Source organism: Desulfovibrio porci (assembly GCF_009696265.1).
Taxonomy (GTDB): domain Bacteria; phylum Desulfobacterota; class Desulfovibrionia; order Desulfovibrionales; family Desulfovibrionaceae; genus Desulfovibrio; species Desulfovibrio porci.
This window is the reverse complement of record NZ_VUMH01000004.1, coordinates 129,561-153,257: the sequence shown is the minus strand read 5'-3', so window position 1 is coordinate 153,257 and position 23,697 is coordinate 129,561. Positions and strand designations below refer to the sequence as shown.

Genomic DNA, 23,697 nt, shown 5'->3' with positions numbered 1-23,697 from the left:
AAACCGTTTTCCGCAAACGGACGGAAAAGACCGCCCGCTCCCCGGACTTGCGCGCACGGCGCGTGGCGTATATGCTGAAAAGAATGTAAGAATCGCGCCCCGGCGCGTCAGCATAGCGCACGGCATGTCATGAAAAAATATTTGCGTTATTTGGGCCCCATTCTGATCACCGCCATTTTTCTCCTGGCGATCTATCTGCTTTACAACAAACTCAAAGCATACAGCATCGCCCAGATCCGGGAGAGCATCCAGCAGATTTCCTACGGCCGCATCGGCTTCTCCCTAGTGCTCATGGTCATCAATTACATGATCCTGGTGGGCTATGACTGGCTGGCCCTGAAAGCCATCCACAAGAGCTTGCCGCTGCCGCGCGTGGCTCTGGTTTCCTTTGTGGGGCAGGCCGTCAGCTACAACTTCGGCGCGTTGCTGGGCGGCACCAGCGTGCGCTACCGTTTTTATTCGGCCTGGGGTTTTTCCCTGACGGACATCGTGCGCCTGGTGCTCATGCTGGCCGTGACCTTCTGGGTGGGCGCTCTGGGCCTGTGCGGCATTATTTTTATGATCGCCCCGCCGGTGATTCCTGACGAGTTGCTGAAGCATATGCCCATCGCGGACGTGCGCATTTTGGGCGTGATTCTTTTCATGATCGCCTGTTCCTATCTGGTGCTCTGTTTTACTGTGCGCAAACCGGTACATATTTTCGGCAAGGAATTCGTCTTCCCCGCACCGCACATCGCCGTGGCCCAGTTTGTCGTGGCCGGAGTGGACATCATTGCCGCCGCGGCCTGCATGTATGTGCTGCTGCCCGGCAATATGGGCATCAGCTTCCTGGACTTTCTGCCCAGTTACCTCATGGCCCAGGTGGCCGTGGTGCTGACCCATATCCCCGGCGGCGTGGGCGTGTTCGAGCTGGTCATCCTGCACCTCACCCACACCACTCACGAGCAGATGGTCTTTGCCGCCGTGCTGCTTTTCCGGCTCATTTACTACATCATTCCGCTGCTGGCGGCGGCCGTGCTGCTGGCTGTGTACGAAGCCCGGCAGCGCCGCCACATGCTGCGCGAGGCCGGGCGCTGGCTCTCGGTGCTCTCGCATTCCATCGCGGCCTACGCGGCCTTTGTGGGCGGCCTTGTCCTGCTGGTTTCGGCCACGCTGCCCACCCTGCCGCACAGCGTGGCCCTGCTCAACGCCTGGCTGCCCAAGGGCGTGTCGGCCGTGGGGCATTTTGTCTGCGCTCTTTCCGGCGCGTCGCTGCTCTTCGTCTCGTATGGATTGGAACGCCGTCAGGCCCGCGCTTTCAAACTGACTGTGCTTTTTTTGATTTTGGGCATTGCGGGCGCCCTGCTCAAGGGTTTTTCCTGGGAAGTGGCCCTGATGGCAGGCGTAGTGCTGCTGGCCGTCTGCCTGGCGCGGCGGCGTTTTTACCGCTCGTCCTTCTTCTGGGAGGAACCCATTCCCCTTTACTGGCTGGCCGGAGCCGTGGGCGCTCTGGCGCTGATTTTCTTTTTGGGCTGGGCCATCTATCATCCGGCCTGGGGCCGCGCCGCGAGTTGGGGCTTTGAGCGGCCTTTGAACGCCTCGCGGACGTTGCGGGCCTTTGCGGGCATCGCCCTTGCCCTGCTGGTGTCCTGGCTCTGGCGGATGACCTTGCGGCACAGGCAGCGCCGCAAGAAAAAGAACTCGCCTTCTTCAGCAACGCCGCTCAGGCCGACGGCGCGAAAATGACCGTACTTTCAACGCCCAGCACTTCCGGCAGGCAGGCGATCAATTCGCCTACCTGAGTGGCTGGAGTGGGCGCGCAATGCCGGGCCAGCAGGCGCGCGGCCCGGGCGGCGGCCAGTGCCGCCCGGCAGAGAGGCAGGCCTCCGGCCAGAAATGCCGTAACCAGACCCGTGACCAGGTCGCCCGTGCCGCCGATGCACTCCATGGCCGCTACCGAGGGACTCGTCACCGTGGCCCTGATTTCTCCGTCGCAGACAATATGATCGGCCCTACCCTTGACGATAAGGTTGGGCGGGCAGTTGCCGTGCCGCCTCGCCCGTTCCAGCAGTCCGGGAATATCCTCTTCCTCGGCCAACAGAAATCCCCGCGTGTAAAAAGGGTGGGGCGCTTTTTCATCGGCCAGAAAGGCCAGTTCCCCCAGGTCAGGCGTAAAAAGGTCGTACCTGTCGGCATAGCCGCTCATCTTGGCTGCATACATGAAACCCGCGTCGGCCGCCAGCAGCGGCCTGGGTTCCAGCGCCTGAAGGGCCAGAAGCACGCGGTTGTGCCAATCCAGATCCGGGAAAAGATAGTGGAAAGTCAGGCCCGTCAATCCGTCAGGCAGTCCGGCGGGCAGTTCCGACAGATGCTTTTCCAGCCAGGCATAGACGGCCCGGCTGCCCGCGCCGGAACCCGTGTCGCCGGCCAGCAGCAGACGGGGCGCGGGAAAACCGCAGGCGGCGCAGGCCAGCAGGGCCGTGGCGGCCAGAGCCGCCGTGCCCCGTCGCACGGGCACGCGGCGGCCGTCGGGCAGGGCCAGCGCGTCGCCGTCCACCCGGCTTTCGGCAAAAACGGCGTCCGGGCGCAGCGCGAAATCCGCATCCGGCACGGTACCCACAATCAGCCACATGCGCGTTGCCTCCGCAATTCCTCAAAGGCCTTCTGCAAACTGTAGCAGCAGAGCGTTCGGCCCAGGCTCAGGGGTTCCGGCGCTTCGGAAAGGCGCAGGCCGCACAGGCTCTGGGCCAGCCAGGGCACATCCGGACAACCGCCGCCGGAAATGTTGACGATGCGTTCGTCCGTGGTGTCAATGGTGATTTTCATATTGGCCGCGCGCACCATCAGCCAGCGGTCCAGGCGTCTGGTCTGGAACAGGGACACTGGCTCCAGCAACACGTCGTGGGCGCTGACCACCTGCTCCGGCGTGATGCCGGACTGCCTGAGCCGTTCCAGTACCGCCGCCTGGCTGAGCAGGGGAAAGACCACCACCATATCGCAGCCTGTGCGCAGTTGCGGCGGCGGTCCCTTGACTTCCACCGCGAAACCGGCCTCGCGCAGCAGGCGTTCGGTCTGGATCACCTCGCCGGTGTGGGCGAAGACCAGCAGACCCCGGTCGTTGAGGCCCGCTTTCGGCTTTCCGGCGGAGCGGGCGCGCAGGGCGCGTCGCAGACCGCCGGAGAGCCGGGCGAACCAGGAATGCTGTTTTTCGGGCATATTTCCCCCTTGGCGTGGGGCGCGGATCGCAGATGGCGGATTCCCCACCCCACGCCGGAATACGAGCGGGATCAGGCTTTGCTGATGTTCAACCGGGTCACGCCATGGTCCTCATCCTGAGCCTCCACGCTGAAACCGTGATTGCGGGCCGCGCGGCTCACGTTTTCACGGCTGGCGTCGTTGTCCACCAGCACGCTGAACGGGCCGTCGGCATTTCCCTTGACGGCGGTCAGAAAGAGCAGGACCGGCTGCGGGCAGGAGAGCCCGCGTGTATCAATAAGAGTGGACATCAGGCGCCTCGCTTGCAGTTGTAAAAGCCGATGAACAGGCAGATGACCAGGCCGCTGATGGTGGCGGCCGCCCCGTGCATGCCGATGCCCGCGCCGCTGGAAGCCATGCCGAAGTTGTGAGCCATGGCCGTGCCCACGATCAGCCCTGTGGCGAACACGGCGGCGTCGTTGTCGCCTTCTCCGGCCATGAAAAGCTGGCGGCCGGGGCAACCGCCCGCCAGGGCGAAGGCCAGCCCGGCGGTGACCATGCCCAGGAAGTTCCAGAGATCGTCGGGCTGGGCGATGGGCTGGTTTTCAAAGCCCCAGTGGAAGGAACCCAGGCTCAGGTTGAGCACCAGGGCCGCGGCCAGCATGGCCAGAAAACCCAGGGCCAGATGCCACTGCCTGAAGAGCATCACGTCGCGCAGCGCGCCCATGGTGCAGAAGCGGCTGCGCTGGGCCAGAAAACCCACTATCAGGCCCGCGCCCAGCGAGAACAGGAAGGGCGCGTGCTGGGAGCCGGGTCCTTTGACAGAATAGAAGAGCACGCCGCTCTGGGGCTGGCCCTGGATCTGCGGATCCATGAGGTAGAGGATCACCAGAGCGAGCATGACGCCGGGCAGGACCAGACCGGAAATTCGGCTCTGGCTCTGGCTGCGGCCCAGAGAAAAGCCTTTGCGGAAGAAGAGGGTGCCAATGCCCACGCCCGCCATAAGACCGGCCAGGCCGAAGAGGGCGTGGGCGTCGCCCCCGGCCAGGCGCAGGATTACGCGCCAGGGGCAGCCCAGAAAGACCAGCGCGCCGATGCCTGCGATGGCCCCGAGCAGAAAGCGGATGATGGGCGAGGAGCCGCCGCGCGGCTTGTATTCGCCGAAGGCCAGCGCGGCCATGAAGGCCCCGAGCACCATGCCCAGGATTTCCGGGCGCAGATACTGGACCACGGCGGCCCGGTGCAGGCCCACAGCACCCGCGATATCGCGGTTGAAGCAGACCACGCAGATGCCCATATTGCCCGGATTGCCCGAATGCTGGAGCCAGATGGCCAGCGCGCCGAAAATCAGGCCCGTGACCACAATGCCGGTCGTGGTGGAAAAGATGTTGAAACCCGATTTCATAAAATTCCCCATGGTTATGGACGCGCACGCGCCCGTTGCGAACGCCGGTCGGTTTGGCTGACCGGCAACGCGGACGGGGATTTCGGAAAATCAGGCCTGCCGGGTGAGGAAAAAGCGCAATCTCCCGCGCCGCCGTCCGCATACGCTCCACGCCGTGAAGCTCAATGCGTTACGTCAGGTCTGGCGCAGGAACATAGCCGTTCTCCTGGCAAGAGGTGAAAAAAGTGAAAAGGAGGCCGCAACGCCGGGTCCGCCGGAGGCGTTCCGGCCTTATTCGCCGCTGAGGCGCACCGCGTCCTCGCCGTCGCGCTCGTCCAGCAGCACGTCCACATGCTCGTGGCGGCTGGTATTGACCACCCGGCCTACATAGTCGGCGTGGATGGGCAGTTCGCGGTGGCCCCGGTCAATGAGCACCAGCAGTTCCACAGCCCTGGGGCGGCCGTAGTCCAGCAGGGCTTCCAGGGCCGCGCGGATGGTGCGCCCGCTGAACAGCACGTCGTCCACCAGAATGATCACGCGCTCGTCCACGCTGCCGGGAATCTTGGACTGGCCGATGTGCGGCTTGCCCTCAAGGCTGGTCCAGTCGTCGCGGTACAGATTGATGTCCAGGGTGCCCAGCGGCACCGGGGCGTTCAGGCGGGCTTCGATCCGTTCAGCCAGCCGCCGGGCCAGATCCGCGCCGCGCCGCTGGATGCCCACCAGCATCACATTCTCGCAAGCGGCGTGCCGTTCCAGCACCTGGGAGGCCAGGCGGTCCAGAATGCGGGCCATTTCATTTTTTTCCAGCAGCAGGGTTGAACTCATGTCTCCTCCGGGCGGCGTCAACGCCGTGTGAGGCAATATAGCCGCTTTCGCCGCGCAAGAAAAGCCCCGCCGCTGATTGACAAGCCGTGTTCTTGTCCTTAGATATTTCGAGATTACAATTAGGAGGACATATGCTCGAACTGACGGATACCGCCCGCAAAGAGCTGGATGCGTACTTTGCGGATAAGAAAAAGGAAACGATCCGGATTTACTCGGTCAGCGGCTGAGGCGGGCCGCGGCTCGCGTTGGCTCTGGATGAGTCAAATGATCAGGATCAGACTGAGGAACAGGGCGGATTTACCTTTTGCATCAACAAAGACCTGCTGGCCCAGGTGCAGGGGGTCAAAATTGATCTGACCTATATGGGCTTTGCGGTGGAACCCACGGTGCCCTTGGCCGCCCCGGACGGCGGCAGCGCCTGCGGTTCCTGCTCCAGCGGCTGCGGCGGCAATTAGGAAGCGCTGAAACGGTTTTTTGTCCTTTGCCCGCGTCAGGTTTGTTCCGCGCGAAACGCATGTATGCTTTGTTTATTGTGTTTCGTCCGGGCCGACCTCTCCAGGCAAAGAACAAAAACCCGCAGTATTCACGCTTTCTTGCCTGCAAGCCGTTCCCCGTGCGGAGCGCCGTCAAAGCGCCTTGGTCTCCAGGCATCCGTTTTTCGCGTATGTCTCGAAAATCTTTGACAGCACGCCCCACATGGAGGAAGCATGCTGGAATTGACCGAAAGCGCCCGCAAGGAGCTTGAAAGCTACTTTACGGGCAAGGAAAAAGGCGCCATCCGCATTTATCTGGCCCCCGGCGGCTGTTGCGGCCCGCGCCTCGCGCTGGCTCTGGACGCCGCCACCGACGATGACCAGAGCGAGGAACAGGCCGGTTTTACCTTCTGCATCAACAAGGAATTGCTGGCCCAGGTGCACGGCGTTAAAATTGACTTGAGCCATATGGGTTTCACCGTGGAGCCCACAATGCCGCTGCCGGAAAACGACGGCGGAGGGTGCGGCAGCTGCTGCGGCGGCTGTGGTTCCCACTAGGGACAAAGCAGTAGAAAATGTCCATCGTTCCGGCATCATCGAAAGGCGAGGCCGGTGACCGAGGCCAGGGAAAAAGCACATGTTTTTCACAGGCCGAGGCTGAGAGTGGCGAATCCGGTATGGCCCTGTGATTTCAAATAGAGGGCGGTCGCAAGGCCGCCCTCATTCTTGGCGTAATCCATGCAAAATCTCAGCGCATTGCTTGCGGGCCGGGACGGCCAGCTTTATCTGAAGCGCAGCGGCATGGCCACGCGCTGCCGCCTGGCCTGCGAGGCTCTGGCCCAGGGGCGCGGCGCGGTGCTCCTCGCCCGCAACCGGGAGGAATTCCACGCGGCCCGCTCCCTGCTGACGCTTTTTTTGCCTCAGCTTTCTCTGGGCGACATCCCCGTCGGCAAGGCCGTATGGGAAAGCCCCTGTCTGAGTCTGCCGCCCATGAGCCAGTGGCGGGACAGGGACAGTTGGGCTGCCCGCATGGCCGCGCTGTATGCTCTGGCCCAGGGCGGACCGCGTTGCGTGGTGGCCGGCGTGGAAAGCGCGCTGTTGCGCTATATGCCGCTGGATTTTTTTGATTCGCGCACCCTGGACCTTCAGCGCGGCGGCGAGTATTCGCCGGAACTCATTCTGGATCAGGCCGTAGAGTGGGGCTACGAGCGCGTCTCCCTGGTGACCCGCCCCGGCGACATGGCCCGGCGCGGCGACATTCTGGACATTTTCCCGCCCGGCTACGCCAAGCCTGTACGCCTGGAGTTTTTCGGCGACGCCATTGAGGAAATGCGCCTCTTTGACGCCGAGAGCCAGCGTTCCCTGCAGCATCTCGACGAACTGACCCTGTTGCCCGTGAGCCCGCTGGCTTTGGACAACAAGGGGCTGACGTCGGCCCGCAAACGCTGCGATCAACTGCTCAGCGAAGGGCGGATCAGCGAAAACGAGTGCTATTCCTTTAAAAAAGCCCTGGACGGCGGCGGCGCGGGCATTCTGCCCGGTGTGCTCTGTGATGCCCCCAGCCTGCTGGAGGAATGGCTGCCCGCCGACAGCCTCTGGCTGCTGCCCGGCGAGGCGGACAGCGCCGAAGCCCTGCGCGACGGGCGTCTGGCGCTCAAGGAGAGTCTGGAAGCCGAGGACTCGCCCATGCAGCAACCGGCCGGTCTGGCCTTGCGCAAGAATTCCCAGCCCGCGCCCTGGCGGAATTTCCAGTGCGCCTTCGATGAACCCCTGGTCATGGGCGTGGAAGAGCGGGGCGCGGATTTTCAGGAACGCCCCCTGCACGCCTTCAGCGATTTGTTCCCCTTGCCCGCCGCGCAGGACCGGCCCTGGCAGCATCTGGCTGCCGGGCTCAAGGAATGGCAGAGCCAGCGCCGTCAGGTCATCCTGAGTTTTTCCTCGGAACGGGGCCGGAACAAATTTCTCAAACTGGCCGAGCAGGACGGCATTACCCCGGCCTTGCGCTACGCGCCCGAGGCCCATGGCCTGTTCGCCCTGGTCTCGCCCTTCCGTTCCGGCGTGGAACTGGTCTGGGACAACAGTCTGGTGCTGGGCGAGGACATCATCTATCCCCGCGCGGAAAAGACGCCGCGCGCCGCCTCGCGGGCCTTCAAGGGCCTGGACAATTTTGACGACCTCAAAAACGGCGACCTGCTGGTCCACCGCGATTACGGCATCGGGCGCTTCGCGGGTCTGCACCATCTGGATCTCAACGAGGCGGCCAACGATTTTCTGCTCATTGAATATTCCGGGCGGGACAAGCTCTATGTGCCCGCCGACCGTCTGGGCCTGATCCAGCGTTTCAAGGGAACCGAGGGCGTGGAACCGGCCCTGGACCGCCTGGGCGGGCCGGCCTGGGCCGCGGGCAAGGAAAAAGCCCGCAAGGCCATTGAAAAAATCGCGGCCGACCTGGTGGAAATGTACGCCTACCGCAAGGTGGCCAAGGGCTTCCGCTACGACCCGCCGGGTGAGTTGTACCATGAATTCGAGGCCACCTTCGGCTTTGAGGAAACCCCGGACCAGGCCAAGGCCATTCAGGACGTGCTGGACGACATGGACAGGGGCGAACCCATGGACCGCCTGATCTGCGGCGATGTGGGTTTCGGCAAGACGGAGGTGGCGTTGCGCGCGGCCTTTCGCGCCGCCGCCGAGGGGCGGCAGGTGGCCCTGCTCTGTCCCACCACGGTGCTGGCCGAGCAGCATTACCAGACGTTCCGGGCCCGGCTGGCCGGATTCCCGGTCAACGTGGGCCTGCTGAGCCGTTTTGTGCCCCGGGCCCGGCAAAAGGAAGTGCTCAAGGCGGCCGCCGCCGGACAGATCGACATTCTCATCGGCACCCACCGTATTCTTTCCAGCGACGTGAAGCTGCCCAATCTGGCCCTGCTCGTGCTGGACGAGGAGCAGCGCTTCGGCGTGCGCCACAAGGAAAAGCTCAAGGCCCTGAAGAAGAACGTGGATGTGCTGACCCTGACGGCCACGCCCATTCCGCGCACATTGCAGCTTTCCATGTCCGGCATCCGCGAGCTGTCCATCATCGAAACCGCGCCGCAGGACCGCAAGCCCGTGGCCACGGCGGTGCTGCGCCGCGACGACGATCTGCTGCGCAAGGTCATCGCGCGCGAAATCGAGCGCGAAGGCCAGGTGTTCTGGGTTTACAACCGGGTGCAGGGTCTGGAGCGCGTGGCGGAATATGTGCGCAAGCTCGCGCCCGAGGCCAGGGTGGGCATGGCCCACGGCCAGATGTCCGAAACCGAGTTGGAAACCACCATGCACAAATTCTGGCACGGCGAGCTGGACGTGCTGGTCTGCACCTCCATTGTGGAGTCGGGCCTGGATTTCCCGCGCGCCAACACCCTGGTGGTGGACCAGGCCCAGATGTTCGGCCTGGGCCAGCTCTATCAGTTGCGGGGCCGCGTGGGCCGCAGCGACCGGCAGGCCTATGCTTTCTTCGTGGTGCCCGATGCCGAGCGTCTCACGGCCGTGGCCGAGGAGCGCCTGCGCATCATCATGGATATGGATTACCTGGGCGCGGGCTTCCAGGTGGCCATGGAAGACCTGCGCCTGCGCGGGGCGGGCAACATTCTGGGCGAGGTGCAGTCCGGACACATGGGCCGGGTGGGTCTGGACCTCTATCTGGAAATGCTGGAGGAGGCCGTGGGCCGCCTCAAGGGCACGCCTTCGGCCTTGGCGGTGGAAACGGAGCTGACTCTGGGCTTGCCTGCGCATATCCCCGCGTCGTACATTGACGACGGCCGCGAGCGCCTGCGCTGCTACAAGGCCCTGACCTCCGCCGTGGGCGGCGCGGCCAGGGAAGAGGCGGCGCTCTCCATGCGCGACCGCTTCGGTCCCTTCCCCGAGGAACTGAACAATTTTCTGGCCGTGCTGGACTTCAAGCAGTTCCTCACGGAGTTGCAGGTGCAGCGGGCCGACGTGCACCGGGACCACTTGCGCATGTTCTGGCCCGACGGCCAGACCGCCGTACAGCCGGAGCGCATTGTGGAACTGGCGGCCGGGATGCCGGGCGCGCGCCTGCATCCCCCGGCGGGCCTGACCCTGCCGCTGGCCGGGGAGCTTTCGTTCGGCGAGGGCTTGCAAAAAGTGCGGCTGGCGCTGGACAACATCCGCGCGTCGGCCTCCTGAAAAGACGGCGGACAGCCGGGGGAGCCGTGAGCATGGCGACGCGGGAAGATATCCTCGCTTACGTGAAGAAGACGTTCCAGACCGAGCCGGACTACCCCTGGCGGCGGTTTCCGGAGTATGCCGTGCTGCGGCACGGGGGGAACGGCAAATGGTACGGTCTGATCCTGAATCTGCCCAAAGCGCGGCTGGGTCTGGAAGGAGAGGGAAACATCGACGTTATCAACCTGAAAAGCGATCATGTGCTGGATATTCTTGTGAACAGCGCGTCAGGCGCATTGCCCGCCTATCATATGAACAAGAAGCACTGGATTACGCTTGTGCTGGACGGCGGTTTTCCCGACGACGAACTGTACGGTCTCATTGACGAAAGCCACGGATTGACGCAGTGAAAGACATGATGCGGCGGATAGTTGGAAATGCGGCAAGATCGCGCGTCGCGAAGATATGCTTTGCGCCCCGTTGCGGACTTGTTCCGCTGCTTTGCTGTTGTCTTCTGCTCGCCGCCTGTCTGGAGAGCCGTCTGCCCGAGGGCGTGGTGGCCACGGTCAACAGCGAACCCATCCACCTGCGTACGGTGCAGGCCCTGCTGGACAGTCGTTCCGCCGCGCTGGGCACCCTGCAGCGGCCTTCGCTGGAGAATATGAAACGCCAGTACGGCGAGGCTCTGGGCACCCTGATCATCCACGCTCTGGTGCGCCAGGAGCTGGAACGCCGTCAGATTCCCGTGGCCGGCGCAACCATGGAGCAGGCCGTGGCCCTGGTGCGCGGCGACTACGGCTCCGGCGGCCTTTCCAAATTCCTGACTGACGAATCCCTGGATGAGGCGGACTGGCAGGCCCTGATGCGCGACCATCTGGCCATGCTGACCTTTGAAAAGCGGGTGCTGCTGCCCGGCATCCAGGTGCGGCTGGACGAAGTGCGCGCCTATTATCAGGAGCATCAGGCGGACTTCCGGCTGCCTGAAACCCTGGATGTCTGCTTTGTCTCCGGCGAGAACCGCGAGGCTCTGGACGCCTTTTGCGCGTCTTTTCCGGCGGGCAGAAAGACGCCGCCCGAAACGCTGCTGGCGCAATGCCTGGAAGTCAGGGCCGACGAGGTGCCGCCGCCGTGGACCAAGGAAGTGTCGGCTCTCAAGCCCGGAACCTGCCTCCCGGCCCGCCGCCGCAACGGCGTCTGGGAGAGCGTGGGGCTGGTGGAGCGCCTGAAGGCCCACAGCCTGGAAATGGCCGACGCCTATCCGCTGATTGAGCATATTCTGCAGGAACAGAAAAAAAGGGCCGCGTTCGAGCAATGGCTGGAAGGCAGCCTGTCCCGCGCCACGGTCAAGGTGTCGCCCCTGCTCAGGGACGAGGTGCTGACGCCGCCTTCAGCCAGGCAGGATCGGCAGGAGGAAGATGAGGACGAGGACGGCCGTTCGGACATGGTTGACGCCTCGGCGGGAGCTGAGGAACGCTTCGATGCCGGGGCGGCGGGAGTTGACGCCGGGTCCGTCAAACCTGCGGGCGATGCGGGCGCGGATCAGCCGCCCCGGCGGAACGGCGCCGGCGGCAGCGGGCGGCGCTGAATTCCGCCTGGTTGCGGTTGGACGCCCTTAAATTTTTTATTTATTGGCCTGATGGCCTGGAGATCGGACAAAAAGGGGCTAAGCTGCCTTTGTTCCGCCGAAGCGCAGCGCAGGTGGATAGCTGGTTTTGGCGGATCATCATGACAAAATAAGTGACCGGCAAAAGCTGAAGTGAGATGCGTCAGCCCTGCTGCCCGGCCCGCCGGACATTGCATCTCAGGCTGTTTTACGGTAGGCAGATGCCCATAACAGTTTTCGGTAATTTCCTTGGCGCAAAGGGGAGACTCATAGTGAAGAAAACGCTTGTTCTGCTGCTGGCAATCTGGCTTTGCGGCATTTGCGGCGCACGGGCCGCCCAACTCAATAAAGTGGCGGCGGTGGTCAACGGTCAGGTCATCACTATGTTCGACCTCCAGAAGGCAGCCCTGCCCGAGCTGGCGCGGGCCAGACTCAATCCCAACGATCCGAAGCAGGCCAAGGACGTGGACAAGGTTTTCCGCAAGGTGCTGGACATGATGATCATGGACATCCTGCTCGGGCAGGAGGCCAAACGTCTCAAGATCAGCGTTTCCCCCACCGAAGTGGACAATGAAATCGCCAAGTTGATGAAGTCCCGCAACCTGACCAAGCAGCAGTTCGAAGCCCAGCTCGCCCAGCAGAAAATCTCCATCAACGAGATCCGCGAGAATTTTGAAAAATCTCTGCTGCGCCAGAAGATCATGGGCATGGAAGTGGGCCGCAAGGTAGTGGTGACCCCGGCCGAAATCAAGCAATACTACGAAGCCCACAAAGACAATCTCTATGACCGCAGCGGCCTGCATATGGGCGTGCTGGTCTATGCGCCCAACGTCAACGCCCAGTCCATTGCCGCCCAGATCAAATCCGGCAAGCTGACCTTCGAAGAGGCGGCGGCCAAATATTCCATCGCCCCTAACAAGGACAAGGGCGGCGACATGGGGCCTGTGGAATGGGACCGCCTGAACCCGGAATGGGAAGGGCGGCTTACCAAGATGAAGTCCGGCGACGTGACCGAACTATTCGACCTTCAGGGCCGCAAGGCCCAGGTTCATCTGTTCCGGCCCGGTGGCGGCGCGGACAAGCAGCTCACTCTGGAGCAGGCCACCCCGCAGATCGACGCCATTCTGCGTCAACCCAAGGCCGTTGAGCGCTTTGAGGATTATACCAGCCAACTGCGGAGCAAGGCCGTCATCGATATCCGGCTGTAAGTCGCCGCGCCTCGCGCGGTGGGATATACACAGAGGCTTTACATGACCTTAGAGGAACTGGGCGCGGCGCTGCGCGCCGAACGCGAAAAGCGGGGCCTGAGCATTGAGGATGTGGCCAACCACCTGAAAATCGGAGCCCGTCTGCTGCGCGCCCTGGAAGAGGGCGACGCCTCATCCCTGCCCCATCTGGCGTATGCCAAGGGCTTTATCCGCTCATACGCCTCCTATCTCGGCATGGCCGCCGAAGAAGTGAACGAAGCCGTCAGCGCTCTGGGTGGCGTGAGCCCGGCCATCACACATCAGCCCGTGTATACGCCGGAGGAGTCTCTGGCGCCGCCCCGGAGCCTGAAATGGCTGGGCGTGCTTATTGTTTTGGCGCTGCTGGGCGGCGGCGCGTATGTGGCCTGGCAGCAGGGCGCTCTGGAGTTTCTGAGCCGCCAGACGCGGCGTCTGGCCCAGCCCTCGCCGCCGCTGCAAACGCCGGATTCCGCCGAAATCATGCCGGGCCGGGATACTTCGGCCCCGACGGCTCCGTCTGCCGCCGGTTCGGTCCAGACGCCGTCCCCGTCTCCGGCCGCCACGCCTTCAACTGACGCTCCGGCAACCTCTTCGGCCCCCGCGACGGCACCGCCCGCAACCGCTTCGACTTCCGCCGCGCCCGTCGGCGACGCAATCGCGTCTGCCTCCGCTCCGGTTCCCGCCTTTGGCGGCGCTACGCGGAACGCGACGGCTGCCTGGGGTTTGGGTTCCACGCCGACGCGCAATGCGACGCAGCCCGCTGAATCCGGCCAGCCCGCGGACGGCGCGCTGCCTCCGGGCCAGCACAAGGTCATCATCACCGCCACGGAAGAATGCTGGATTCATTCCAACGCCGACAATACCGATACCCGGCAGTTTTCGTTGCGCAAGGGCGACACCTTTGCCCTGACCTTCACCAAAAGCCTGGAACTGAAGCTGGGCAATGCCGGCGGCGTGCGCATCCGCTATAACGGGCAGGACATGCCCGCGCCCGGCCAGTCCGGCCAGGTGCGGACGCTGACTTTTCCGCCCGCGGCCCGGCAGTGATGGAATGGGCCGATCAGGCCGTGGTTTTGCGCATCGGGCATTTCCGCGAATCTGATCTCTGGTTGAAGCTGCTCTGCCGCAAGCGCGGCCTGCTGACCCTGTTCGCCTTTGGCGGCAGCCGCAGCCGACGGCGTTTCTGCGGCTGTCTGGACGTGCTGAACACCCTGCAATGCCGGGTCAAGGCTTCGGGCAGAGGAAATTTTCTCAATCTGGAAGAGGCCGTGCTGCTGTCCGGCCCGCAGCGGCTGCGCGGCAACTGGCAACGCATGGGACTGGCCGCCAACTGCCTGCGCTTTGTGGAGGCTTTGGGCGTCAACGATGACGGCGCGGAGGAAACCTTCGCCCTGGTGGAAGACCTTCGCCGCGTTCTGGAGGAAGAGGCCCGCCTGCCCGCCTTGCTGCCGCTTTTTTTTCGCCTGCGCCTGGCCGGGGCCTTGGGCTTTGCGCCCAATCTGGGGCACTGCGGCGCGTGCGGCGCACCGCTGACGGAGCGGGCGTTCTTTGTGGTGGACGAAGGCCAGATGCGTTGCGCCGCCTGCCGGGCGGGAGAATCCTTACCGGCCACACGGTATGGAGTGGAGCTTTCCCCGGCCGGGCTTGACCTTTTGCGCCGCGTGCAGCAAGAATTTCCCTCCACCTGGCCGGTGGAGGACGGGCCGCCGACAGACCGCCGGGCCTGCGCGCGGGCCATTGACGGCTTTGTGCAGTATCATTTGGGGCTGGCTTGGGAGGGCGGTTATTTCCGCCACGTGTGAAAGCCGAGCCTTTTTGCCGCTGGCTGCGTCAAACTACGCTTTTTATTTCGGTCGAGTACCGGAAGAGTACACTCCCTTCATAAAAAGCTTGTTTTCCTTGCCAGCGACAAAAATCTCAGCTTTCAGCGGGATGGAGCCACTGGAGCCACCGTCTGTGCGGTTCTGTGAAAATTGAGCATAACAAAGGACAGCGCATGTACTTTCAGGATGTGATTCTTACCCTGCAAAACTACTGGGCAGGCCGGGGCTGTGTCATCGAACAGCCGTCGGGCGTGGAGTGCGGAGCCGGCACCTTCAATCCGAGCACATTTTTGCGGGTTCTCGGGCCTGAACCCTGGAAGGTCGCCTATGTGGAGCCTTCGCGCCGTCCCACCGACGGCCGCTACGGTGAAAATCCCAACCGCCTGCAACGCTATTTCCAGTTTCAGGTGGTGCTCAAACCTTCGCCGGATAACGTGCAGGATCTCTATCTGCAAAGCCTGGAGGCGCTGGGGCTCAATCCGGCCCGCCACGACATCCGTTTTGTGGAGGACGACTGGGAGTCGCCCACGCTCGGGGCCTGGGGCCTGGGCTGGGAGGTCTGGCTCAATGGCATGGAAGTGAGCCAGTTCACCTATTTCCAGCAGGTGGGCGGCATCGACCTGTCGCCGGTCAGCGTGGAACTGACTTACGGCCTGGAACGCCTGACCATGTATCTTCAGGGCGTGGAGTCGGTCTATGATCTGCGCTGGAACAAGGATGTGACCTACGGCCACATCTACCATCAGAACGAAGTGGAGCAGTCCCGGCACAACTTCGAGGCCAGCAACGCGGAAATGCTGCTGGGCCAGTTCAGCGATTTCGAGAGGGAATGCAAGGCCATGCTGGAGTTGGGCCTGCCCTGGCCCGCTTATGATTACTGCCTGAAGTGCTCCCACACGTTCAACCTTCTGGACGCGCGCGGGGCCATTTCCATTACCGAGCGTACCGGCTATATCGGCCGGGTGCGGGCGCTGGCCGCGGGCGTGGCCCGCCTCTACGCGGCGCAACGCGAGGAACTGGGCTATCCCATGCTCGACAACAAGGATGTGAGGTAAGGCATGGCGACCTTTGTGCTTGAAATCGGCAGCGAGGAACTGCCTTCCCGTTTTTTGGCCCCGGAAGAGACGGAATTGCGAAGCCGCTTTGCGGCCGCTCTGGCCGAAGCGGGCCTGGAGCACGGCGCGGTGCGCGTCATGAGCACGCCGCGTCGGGCCGTGCTGCTGGTGGAAGATCTCAATCCCGTGCAGCAAGAAAAGGAAGAAGTGATTTCCGGTCCTCCGGCGCGCGTGTCCTATGGGGCTGACGGCGCGCCCACCAAGGCTCTGGAGGGCTTTGCCCGCACCCACGGCCTGAGCGTGGCGGACGTTTTTCGCCTGGAGACGGAAAAGGGCGCGTATATGGCCGTGCGCAAGCGCATTGGCGGCGCGGCGGCCAAGGACCTGCTGGCTGAAATCTGCCCGGCGGTGATAACGGCTCTGCCCTTTGCCAAGCGCATGCGCTGGGGCGCGTATTCCTTGGCCTATGCCCGTCCCATCCGCTGGATTCTGGCTTTGCTGGACGAAGAAGTGGTGCCCTTCAGGCTCGGACCGGTGGACTCCGGCCGCGAAACCCACGGTCATCGCGTGCATGGTCCCGGCCCCTTCAGCGTAGCCCATGCCGACGCCTACCTGAAAACCGTGGCTGACCTTTGCGCCGTGACCCTGGACCCGGCCCTGCGCCGCGCCGCCATTGTGGAAGGTGGTGACGCCCAGGCTGCCCGGTCCGGCGGCAAAGTGCTCTGGAAGGACAGTCTGCTGGACGAAGTGCAGGGCCTGGCCGAACATCCCGTGCCCCTGCTGGCGGATTTTGACCCGGCCTATCTGGAAGTGCCGCGCGAAGTGCTGCTGACCAGCATGGAGAGCCATCAGAAGAGCTTCGGCATTGAGGGCGCGGACGGCAAACTCATGCCGCATTTTCTGACCGTGCTCAATCTGACCCCCGAAGATATGGCGGTGGTCAAGCACGGCTGGGAGCGCGTGCTGCGCGCCCGTCTGGACGACGCCCGCTTTTTCTGGCGCGCGGACCTGCGGGAAAGCCTCGACGCCTGGCTGGACAAGCTGGACCATGTCATCTTTATCGGCGCGCTGGGCAGTATGGGCGACAAAACCCGCCGCCTTGAGGCTCTTTGCCGCTGGCTGGCCGAGCGTTGCGCCCCGCAATTGGGCGCTGACCTGACTGCGGAAGCCGCGCGGGCCGGTCGTCTTTCCAAGGCCGATCTTGTGAGCGGCATGGTGGGCGAATTCGATACCCTCCAGGGCGTCATGGGCGGCATTTACGCGGAACGCAAGGGCGAACCGCGGGCCGTGGCCGACGCGCTGAAAGAACAGTATCTGCCTGCCGGACCGGATTCGCCCTTGCCCGCAAGCCCTGTGGGCGCGCTGCTCTCTCTGGCGGACAAGGCCGACACCCTGGCGGGCTGCTTCGGCCTGAACATGATTCCCACCGGCGCGGCGGACCCCAACGGCCTGCGGCGTTGCGCCCTGGGCATCATCCGCATTCTGCTGGACTTCGGCTTTGAGCTGGACGTGCGCGAGCTTTTCGCCAAGGCGCGGGAACTTTACGGCGCGCGGCAATGGAAGTTGCCACCGGACGAAGCTCAGGACAAGCTCATGGAATTTTTCGCTGCCCGGCTGCGCAACTATTTCATGAGCCAGGGCCAGGACACGCTGCTGGTGGACGCGGCCCTGAACGCGGGCGCGGCCCTGGTGCCCGACAGCGGCGCGCGCCTGGCGGCCCTGACGGCCTTCAGCCGCGAAGCGGGTTATGCCGAGGCCGTACAGACCTTCAAGCGGGTGGCCAATATCGTGCGCAAGCAGGCCGCCGCCGAAGCGCTGCCCGAGCGGTGGAACGCGGCGTTGCTGTGCGAAGCGCCGGAAAAGGCTTTGGCCGAGACTCTGGACGCCTTGCTGCCCCGGCTGGACGCCCTGTGGGCCTCGGGTGACCACGGCGCGGCCTTGGCCACGCTCAAGGAAGTGCGCCCGGCGGTGGACGCCTTTTTCGACGGGGTCATGGTCATGTGCGAGGATGCGGCCCTGCGCCGTAACCGTTTGTCCATGCTCCAGGCTCTGGGATCGCGCTTCGCCCGGCTGGCGGATTTTGCGGCCCTGCAACTGTAGAGCGCTCGTCATTTTTAATGCCGGATGCACCGGCGCGGATTTTTTGTAAAACCCGCAGCGTGAACTTGTCGCATGGTAAATTATGTTGCCGTGCGACAAGTTCAAACGCAAAAAGGTTCAACGCTGATCAGTGTGGTAAAATTGCTTGACAGTCCGGGAGGCTTGAGCTAATAACGCTGATTCACAACATCTCTTTGCTGTCAACGGCGGCAGTGCCGCTTTTTCGAGATCATGGCTTGCGCGGGCAAGCCCAACATAGTGGAGGAATACCGTGGCCAACCACAAGTCAGCCATCAAACGTCACAAGCAGAGCCTCAACAGGGCCGCCCGCAACCGTGCCGCCCGCACCCGCGTGAAAAACGCCATCAAGGATGTGCGCGCCGCGATTCAGGGCAAGGACAAGAGCTTGGCCGATACTTCTCTGACCGTCGCCACCTCCGTGCTGGCCAAGGCCGCCGGCAAGGGCGCGCTGCACTGGAAAAAGGCCGCGCGCAAGATTTCGCGTCTGGCCCGCGCCGTCAACGGCATTGAAGCCGAGTAAGGTTGTGTGAAGCGGCGTTGCCGGTGTTCTTCAGAACATCCGGACTGGTGAGATTGAACGCGCGCCGTCCATTGGACGACAAAGAATTTGACAGGTTACCGGCAAGCAAATAAAAAAATATTTACAAGTAATGCTTGACGAGTAACGCCGTTTAGAATAATATTTTTTTGTTACGCGCTCGTAGCTCAGCTGGATAGAGCAACAGGCTACGAACCTGTAGGTCAGGAGTTCGAATCTCTTCGGGCGCACCATTTTTCAAGGGCTTATGAGATATCTCTCATAAGCCCTTTTTGTATGGACGAAAATTCTCCGTTTATCGGAGAGAATTTTCGTCCATACAAAAAGCTACTCACAGCTCACATAAAATGAGCTATGAGTAGCCGAATATCATTTTGAAGATTAATGAGTCTTGAATTTAGAACAGACCTGTGACCTTTCCCGTGTTTACATCCACGTCGATATTGCGGAACGAAGGATGCGAACCTGTGCCGGGCATCAGGCTGATGTCGCCGGAAACCGGGCAGACCAGACCGGCCCCGCCGAACAGCAGCACGTCACGCACATGCAGCCGCCAGGAGGCGGGCACGCCCTTGCGGGTAGGGTCGTCGGAGAGGGAGTACTGGGTCTTGACCATGCACACGCCCAGATCATTGGCGTCGGGGCGCTCCTGCAGGGCTTTCAGGCGTTGTGCCGCCAGGGGTTCAAAATCCACGCCGTCGGCCCCATAGATCTCGCGGGCAATGCAGGTGATCCGCTCGGTCAGCGGCAGGCTCCAGTCATAAAGCGGCTTGAAATTCTGCTTGCCGGAATTGCAGGCGTCCATGACCGCGTCAGCCAGTTCCAGCGCACCCTCGCCGCCCTTTTCCCAGTGTTCCGATACTGCCACCCGGGCTCCGGCCGTTTCGCAAATGCGGCGGATGGCGGCGATTTCCACCGGGCTGTCGGTGTGGAATTTGTTGATGCAGACCACGGACGGCACGCCGGAACGGCGTACAATGCCGATGTGGTGCAGCAGGTTGACGCAGCCAGCTTCCACCAGGCTCACGTCCTCGCGGGTATAGGCTTCGGGCAGGGGGCGGCCGGGCCGGGGCTGAGGCGCGCCGCCGTGGCTCTTGAGCGCCCGCACCGTGGCCACGATGACCGCCGCGTCGGGCGTCAGGCCGCTGTAACGGCATTTCAGGTTCCAGAACTTTTCATAGCCCATTTCAGCGGCAAAGCCGGATTCCGTCACATGCACGTCGCTGAGTTTGAGGCCCACCCGGTCGGCGATGACCGAGCTCTGGCCCAGGGCGATATTGCCGAAAGGTCCTGTATGCACCAGCACCGGCTGGCCCTCGATGGTCTGGATCAGATTGGGTTTGACGGCTTCCACCAGCCAGGCGGTCATGGCCCCGGCAACTTCCAGATCCGCCGTGGTCACGGGTTTGCCGTCGCGGTCCAGAGCCAGGACCATCCGGCCCATGCGTTCGCGCAGGTCGCGCAGGTCGCGGGCCACGGAGAGAATGGACATGACTTCCGAGGCCACGGTGATGTCGAAGTGCGAGCGCATCATAAAGCCGTCGTTGCGGCGGCCGTCGCCCTCAATGCCGATGATCACGTTGCGCAGGGCTTGGGCGCAGAAATCCATGACCCAGCCCGTGCCCACCCGCGTGGGATCCACGTTCAGACGGCGCATACCCGAAAGGCGCGCCAGGGTGGCGTCGTCGTAATTGCGCTCGTGCTGCATGCGAGCGGTGAGAGCGGTCATGGCCAGATTGTGGGCCGCCCCTACGGCATGGATGTCGCCGGTGAAATTGAGCGAATACGGCGTCAGCGGGATGCACTGGGACAGGCCGCCGCCCGCGGCCGAGCCTTTCATGCCCATGGTGGGGCCGCCCGAGGGCTGGCGGATGGCCGCCGAGGAGCGCAAACCCCGCCGGGCCAGGCCCTGGACCAGGCCGATGGTGGTGGTGGATTTGCCTTCGCCCAGCGGCGTGGGGGTGATGGCCGTAACATCCACATATTTGCCGTCCGGCCGTCCGGCCAAGCGCTCCAGCACCGCCTGCTGCTCGATTTTACCCATATAATGCCCGTAGGGCAGCAATTCCCGGGATTCCAGGCCCATTTCGGCGGCCAGGGTTTCCACGGTCTTCATGCGTGATTCGGCATCCTGCGCGATTTTCCAGTCAGGATTTTTGGTGGGATCAAGCGTCATGGCAACTCCTTGAAATATGAACTAGCCGGAATGTACGGTCCGCTCCGGCAGGCGTCAAGGCGGGAAGGCGGATAACACAGGGCAGACGCATCTAAAAAATCTTTATTTATTGACTAGATAGCCGAGTAATAGACAAAAAGGGGCGAAGCCACCTTTGCTCCGCCAGAGCGAAGCGCAGGCGGAGGGCAGGTGTCGGGAGAATCCTAAAAAATGCGCTAGCCGTTGCCACGTCAGCGGCTTGCTTGAGCCGTTCACGGCGAAGCCATATTACGGAACAAGACAGCATCGCTACGGATAGCGACAGTGACTTCCTTGGACACAATTTCGTGTAACTAATTACTGTCTTCAGCCGTAGCTGGCAGTGCTGTCTTTATCCGTACGGCTCACAAGCTCGCCTACGGCTAAAGCTCCTGCGTCGCAACGGCTGAAGCAAGATTTTTCGGCGCGGGCAAGGAAAATGGCGCTTTTTGCGCGGAAACCGACCGGAAGGCGGCCCAAAGGGCCGTGCCCGTTGGCGAACCTAGCGAGCTTACGGGCATCGAGAGCAGAGATGTACTCAAGTACGTGAGCAGCAAAAAGCGCCAGATGACGCCGCCCGCGCCGAAAAGGCTGGTTTTGACGGATAATCACGACAAATAAGAGATCGGCAAAACTAAAATCAGATGCGTCTGCCCTGGCGGATAACACGGCGCATAAAACAGGCCCGGAGCCGAAACTCCGGGCCTGCCCGTGAAAGGATCGTACAATTCACAGCCGCTACGCCATGGCCCAGTTGGCCTTCATGCTCCAGATGCCGCAGGGGCAGACGCCTGCGCAGATGCCGCAGCCGATGCAGCGCGCCGGGTCGGAAACGTATTCGAAACCGCCTTCGGCCAACTCATTGCGGTCAATGGCCTTTTCCGGGCAGGACATGAGACACATCTTGCAGTCGCGGCAGGTGCCGCAACTGACGCAACGCTCGAAATCCTCCCGCGGTTGCGGCAGCTCCCGGCCGTGGCATTTGGCGAAATAGGCCGTGTGCAGCCGCCGGGACGGCACCTGTTCCCTGTCCGTGGGCACAGGGCTCTCGCCGCGCAGCCAGGCGTCGGCGGCCAGCGCGGCCTGGCGGCCTGTGCCGATGGCATGGACCAGCAGACCGGGCTTGATCACGTCGCCCACCGCGAATACGCCGTCCATGACGCTCAGATCGGCCTTGGGAACCAGCCAGTCGCGGAACTTCTCCAGTCCTTCGGGCAGATAGGAAAGGTCCGGCGACTCGCCGATGGTGATGATGACCATCTCAGCGGGAATCAGCGTGCCGTCCTGGGTGATCAGACCGTTGTCCGTGATTTCCCTGGTCTGCACCGGCCAGAGCAGTTTACCGCCCAGGTTTTCGATATGGGCGATCTCGTGGGCGAAGGCCGCCGGACGCTGCACGTCGATGCAGGTCACCTCGCGCGCGCCCATGGCAAACGCCCCGGCCGCCGCGTCCATGCCCGCGTTGCCGCAGCCGATGACCACCACGCTTTCGGGCACCTCGGGCTTTTGCCCCCGGTTTACGGCCTTGAGAAAGTCAATGCCGCCCACGATCCGTTCATGCCCGGGCCAGGGGAAGATGCGCGGCACATGTCCGCCCGTGGCCACGATCAGGGCATCATGCTTTTTGCGCAGCTCCGCGAAGCGCTCGGCGTCCACCGGATGGTTGGTCACGAAATGCACGCCCATGTCCTCAATGCGCTTGAGTTCCTTGAGCAGCAGATCGTGGTTCAGGCGTTCGCGCGGAATAACCTGCTCCAGCTTGCCGCCCATATGGGCGTCCGCCTCGTACACCGTGACTTCGTGTCCCATGCGGGCCAGTTGCCAGGCAGCCGTGAGACCGCCCACGCCGCCGCCGATGACGCCCAGATGCTTGCCGCTGCGCTGCACGGGCTTTTCCAGCCTGATATCCGCCGAACAGGAGCCCAGCTTGCCGATCTGCACAGGGCTGTCCAGCTCGTTGCGCGTGCAGTTTTCCATGCAGGGATTGGGGCAGACGCTGCCGCAGACCGAGCCGGGAAAAGGCGTGTAGTCCAGCACCAGCCGGTAGGCTTCATCCACTTTGCCTTCACGCAGCAAATTGAAGCGGCGCTGGCTCGGGATGGAAGCCGGACAGTGGAATTCGCAGGGTGCGGCAAAACGGGCATTTTCCCAGAGGGGCACGCGCAGGCGGTAATCCCCGCGCGCCACCAGGCCGTTGACCACGAAATCGTCGGGGCAGACGTCGCTGAAAATGCCGTCCTTGACCCATTCCGTGGCCCGGAACCGGGCAAGGCTGGGGACTTCCTCGTGTTCGCGTTCCTCAAACGGCAGAGGCGTGATCTTTTTCCAGTGTTTCCAGACTGAAAGCTCTTCGCGCAGTCCCGGCCGGTCGACAGCCTGAAGAAAATCGTCCAGACCGGCATCAAGCCAGGCCATATCGTCCTCATCCAGGGGGCTCACCCGCACGTCCGGCGGCAGGGAGCCCACAGGCCCGCGAAAATAGACCACGCCGCCCACCATGCCCACGCAGGAACGCTCGCCCAGCACCGAGGGCAGGGCTTCGCTTTCATGGCCGCAGACCACGGCCTTGCCGCCGCCCATGAACTCAAAGGAAAAACTGCCCACGCTTTTGAGCACCCAGAGTTCCGGGGGTTCGTAGAGCGGATCGTGCTTCATGAGCGAGCCGGAACGCGTGCCCGCGCGGCCGCCGATATAGACCTTGCCCGCGGCGGCGCAATGCCCCGCCGTATCACCCGCGTCGCCGCGCACCGCAATGCGCCCGCCGGCATTGAGCCAGCCCACGTCGGCCGGGGCCGGTCCTTCCACAACTATTTCCGTGTCGGGCAGGCACATGGAACCCACGCGCTGGCCGGGATTGCTGACCCTGAAAGTCAGCTTTTTACCGTCCCGGTTCCAGAGCGGGCCGCCGATGTCGTGCTGGCCCGAGGCCTCAATATAAAAATCAGTCTCGCCCCGCTCCACCGCCGCCTCAATGGACAGCAGCAGATCCTGGGTGGACATGCGTTCGTGATCGTGCACCGTGCTTACGCGCAGCATGGCTATCTCCTGGCTATATCTAGAACAACTCGCCGCAGGCGTCCTCTTCCGCAGACGTCAGAGCGTTTTGTTTTTACAAAGCACAAC

At 63.1% G+C, this 23,697-nt stretch carries 19 protein-coding genes and 1 tRNA gene; 13 read left to right on the top strand and 7 right to left on the bottom strand.

Going from position 1 to position 23,697, the window contains the following annotated elements; genetic code table 11:
• The first annotated feature begins 129 nt into the window (after nucleotides 1-129).
• Nucleotides 130-1,725, top strand: coding sequence for a putative bifunctional lysylphosphatidylglycerol flippase/synthetase (locus tag FYJ44_RS05690; RefSeq protein WP_154510009.1), 1,596 nt, complete (start codon nucleotides 130-132; stop codon nucleotides 1,723-1,725).
• On the opposite strand, the gene FYJ44_RS05685 is transcribed toward FYJ44_RS05690, so the two are convergent.
• The 5 genes from FYJ44_RS05685 to pyrR form a co-directional block, all read right to left on the bottom strand.
• Complete coding sequence (locus FYJ44_RS05685) at nucleotides 1,703-2,611, bottom strand: carbohydrate kinase family protein (RefSeq protein ID WP_154510007.1); 909 nt, start codon at nucleotides 2,609-2,611, stop codon at nucleotides 1,703-1,705. The genes FYJ44_RS05690 and FYJ44_RS05685 overlap by 23 nt on opposite strands.
• A complete protein-coding gene (locus FYJ44_RS05680) occupies nucleotides 2,602-3,195 on the bottom strand; it encodes a putative Se/S carrier protein (protein WP_154510005.1) in 594 nt (197 codons plus the stop codon). Before FYJ44_RS05680 ends, FYJ44_RS05685 begins: the two co-directional genes overlap by 10 nt.
• A 71-nt stretch (nucleotides 3,196-3,266) precedes the next feature.
• The gene (locus FYJ44_RS05675) at nucleotides 3,267-3,485 is read right to left on the bottom strand and encodes a sulfurtransferase TusA family protein (protein ID WP_154510003.1); all 219 of its coding nucleotides are present in this window, start codon (nucleotides 3,483-3,485) and stop codon (nucleotides 3,267-3,269) included.
• The gene (yedE, locus tag FYJ44_RS05670) at nucleotides 3,485-4,579 is read right to left on the bottom strand and encodes a YedE family putative selenium transporter (protein ID WP_154510001.1); all 1,095 of its coding nucleotides are present in this window, start codon (nucleotides 4,577-4,579) and stop codon (nucleotides 3,485-3,487) included. Before yedE ends, FYJ44_RS05675 begins: the two co-directional genes overlap by 1 nt.
• 270 nt (nucleotides 4,580-4,849) lie before the next feature.
• Complete coding sequence (gene pyrR, locus FYJ44_RS05665) at nucleotides 4,850-5,383, bottom strand: bifunctional pyr operon transcriptional regulator/uracil phosphoribosyltransferase PyrR (RefSeq protein ID WP_154509999.1); 534 nt, start codon at nucleotides 5,381-5,383, stop codon at nucleotides 4,850-4,852.
• A 131-nt stretch (nucleotides 5,384-5,514) separates the two neighbouring features.
• Here pyrR and FYJ44_RS05660 point away from each other — a divergent pair, with 131 nt between their 5' ends.
• From FYJ44_RS05660 to FYJ44_RS05605, 12 genes are all read left to right on the top strand, one after another.
• On the top strand, nucleotides 5,515-5,838 hold the full coding sequence (locus tag FYJ44_RS05660; protein WP_154509997.1) for an IscA/HesB family protein: 324 nt from the start codon (nucleotides 5,515-5,517) through the stop codon (nucleotides 5,836-5,838).
• A 252-nt stretch (nucleotides 5,839-6,090) separates the two neighbouring features.
• Nucleotides 6,091-6,414, top strand: a complete 324-nt coding sequence (locus tag FYJ44_RS05655; protein ID WP_154509995.1) for an IscA/HesB family protein — start codon at nucleotides 6,091-6,093, stop codon at nucleotides 6,412-6,414.
• Nucleotides 6,415-6,594: 180 nt separating this feature from the next.
• Nucleotides 6,595-10,035, top strand: a complete 3,441-nt coding sequence (gene mfd / locus FYJ44_RS05650; protein ID WP_154509993.1) for a transcription-repair coupling factor — start codon at nucleotides 6,595-6,597, stop codon at nucleotides 10,033-10,035.
• Between the two features lie 32 nt (nucleotides 10,036-10,067).
• The gene (locus tag FYJ44_RS05645) at nucleotides 10,068-10,424 is read left to right on the top strand and encodes an MmcQ/YjbR family DNA-binding protein (protein ID WP_154509991.1); all 357 of its coding nucleotides are present in this window, start codon (nucleotides 10,068-10,070) and stop codon (nucleotides 10,422-10,424) included.
• A gap of 5 nt (nucleotides 10,425-10,429) precedes the next feature.
• Nucleotides 10,430-11,599 (top strand): peptidylprolyl isomerase, encoded by a 1,170-nt coding sequence (locus tag FYJ44_RS05640; protein WP_229772545.1) that lies wholly within the window; start codon nucleotides 10,430-10,432, stop codon nucleotides 11,597-11,599.
• A gap of 290 nt (nucleotides 11,600-11,889) precedes the next feature.
• Nucleotides 11,890-12,825, top strand: coding sequence for a SurA N-terminal domain-containing protein (locus FYJ44_RS05635; RefSeq protein WP_288230769.1), 936 nt, complete (start codon nucleotides 11,890-11,892; stop codon nucleotides 12,823-12,825).
• Between the two features lie 42 nt (nucleotides 12,826-12,867).
• Nucleotides 12,868-13,890 carry a RodZ domain-containing protein gene (locus FYJ44_RS05630; RefSeq protein WP_154509987.1) on the top strand — a complete coding sequence of 341 codons (1,023 nt, stop codon included), beginning with the start codon at nucleotides 12,868-12,870 and terminating at the stop codon, nucleotides 13,888-13,890.
• Entirely contained in the window at nucleotides 13,890-14,645 is a 756-nt protein-coding gene (recO, locus tag FYJ44_RS05625) for a DNA repair protein RecO (protein ID WP_154510166.1), read from the top strand. The genes FYJ44_RS05630 and recO overlap by 1 nt, the downstream gene beginning before the upstream one ends.
• A gap of 194 nt (nucleotides 14,646-14,839) precedes the next feature.
• On the top strand, nucleotides 14,840-15,721 hold the full coding sequence (gene glyQ, locus FYJ44_RS05620) for a glycine--tRNA ligase subunit alpha (protein ID WP_154509985.1): 882 nt from the start codon (nucleotides 14,840-14,842) through the stop codon (nucleotides 15,719-15,721).
• Between the two features lie 3 nt (nucleotides 15,722-15,724).
• Entirely contained in the window at nucleotides 15,725-17,821 is a 2,097-nt protein-coding gene (gene glyS, locus FYJ44_RS05615) for a glycine--tRNA ligase subunit beta (RefSeq protein WP_154509983.1), read from the top strand.
• A 271-nt stretch (nucleotides 17,822-18,092) separates the two neighbouring features.
• Nucleotides 18,093-18,362, top strand: coding sequence for a 30S ribosomal protein S20 (rpsT, locus tag FYJ44_RS05610; protein ID WP_287702097.1), 270 nt, complete (start codon nucleotides 18,093-18,095; stop codon nucleotides 18,360-18,362).
• Between the two features lie 174 nt (nucleotides 18,363-18,536).
• Nucleotides 18,537-18,613, top strand: a tRNA-Arg gene (locus tag FYJ44_RS05605).
• Nucleotides 18,614-18,777: 164 nt separating this feature from the next.
• Here the strand turns inward: FYJ44_RS05605 and FYJ44_RS05600 are convergent.
• Both FYJ44_RS05600 and FYJ44_RS05595 read right to left on the bottom strand, forming a co-directional pair.
• The gene (locus FYJ44_RS05600; protein WP_154509981.1) at nucleotides 18,778-20,556 is read right to left on the bottom strand and encodes a formate--tetrahydrofolate ligase; all 1,779 of its coding nucleotides are present in this window, start codon (nucleotides 20,554-20,556) and stop codon (nucleotides 18,778-18,780) included.
• A gap of 756 nt (nucleotides 20,557-21,312) precedes the next feature.
• Nucleotides 21,313-23,610, bottom strand: a complete 2,298-nt coding sequence (locus FYJ44_RS05595; RefSeq protein WP_154509979.1) for an FAD-dependent oxidoreductase — start codon at nucleotides 23,608-23,610, stop codon at nucleotides 21,313-21,315.
• Nucleotides 23,611-23,697 lie beyond the last annotated feature (87 nt).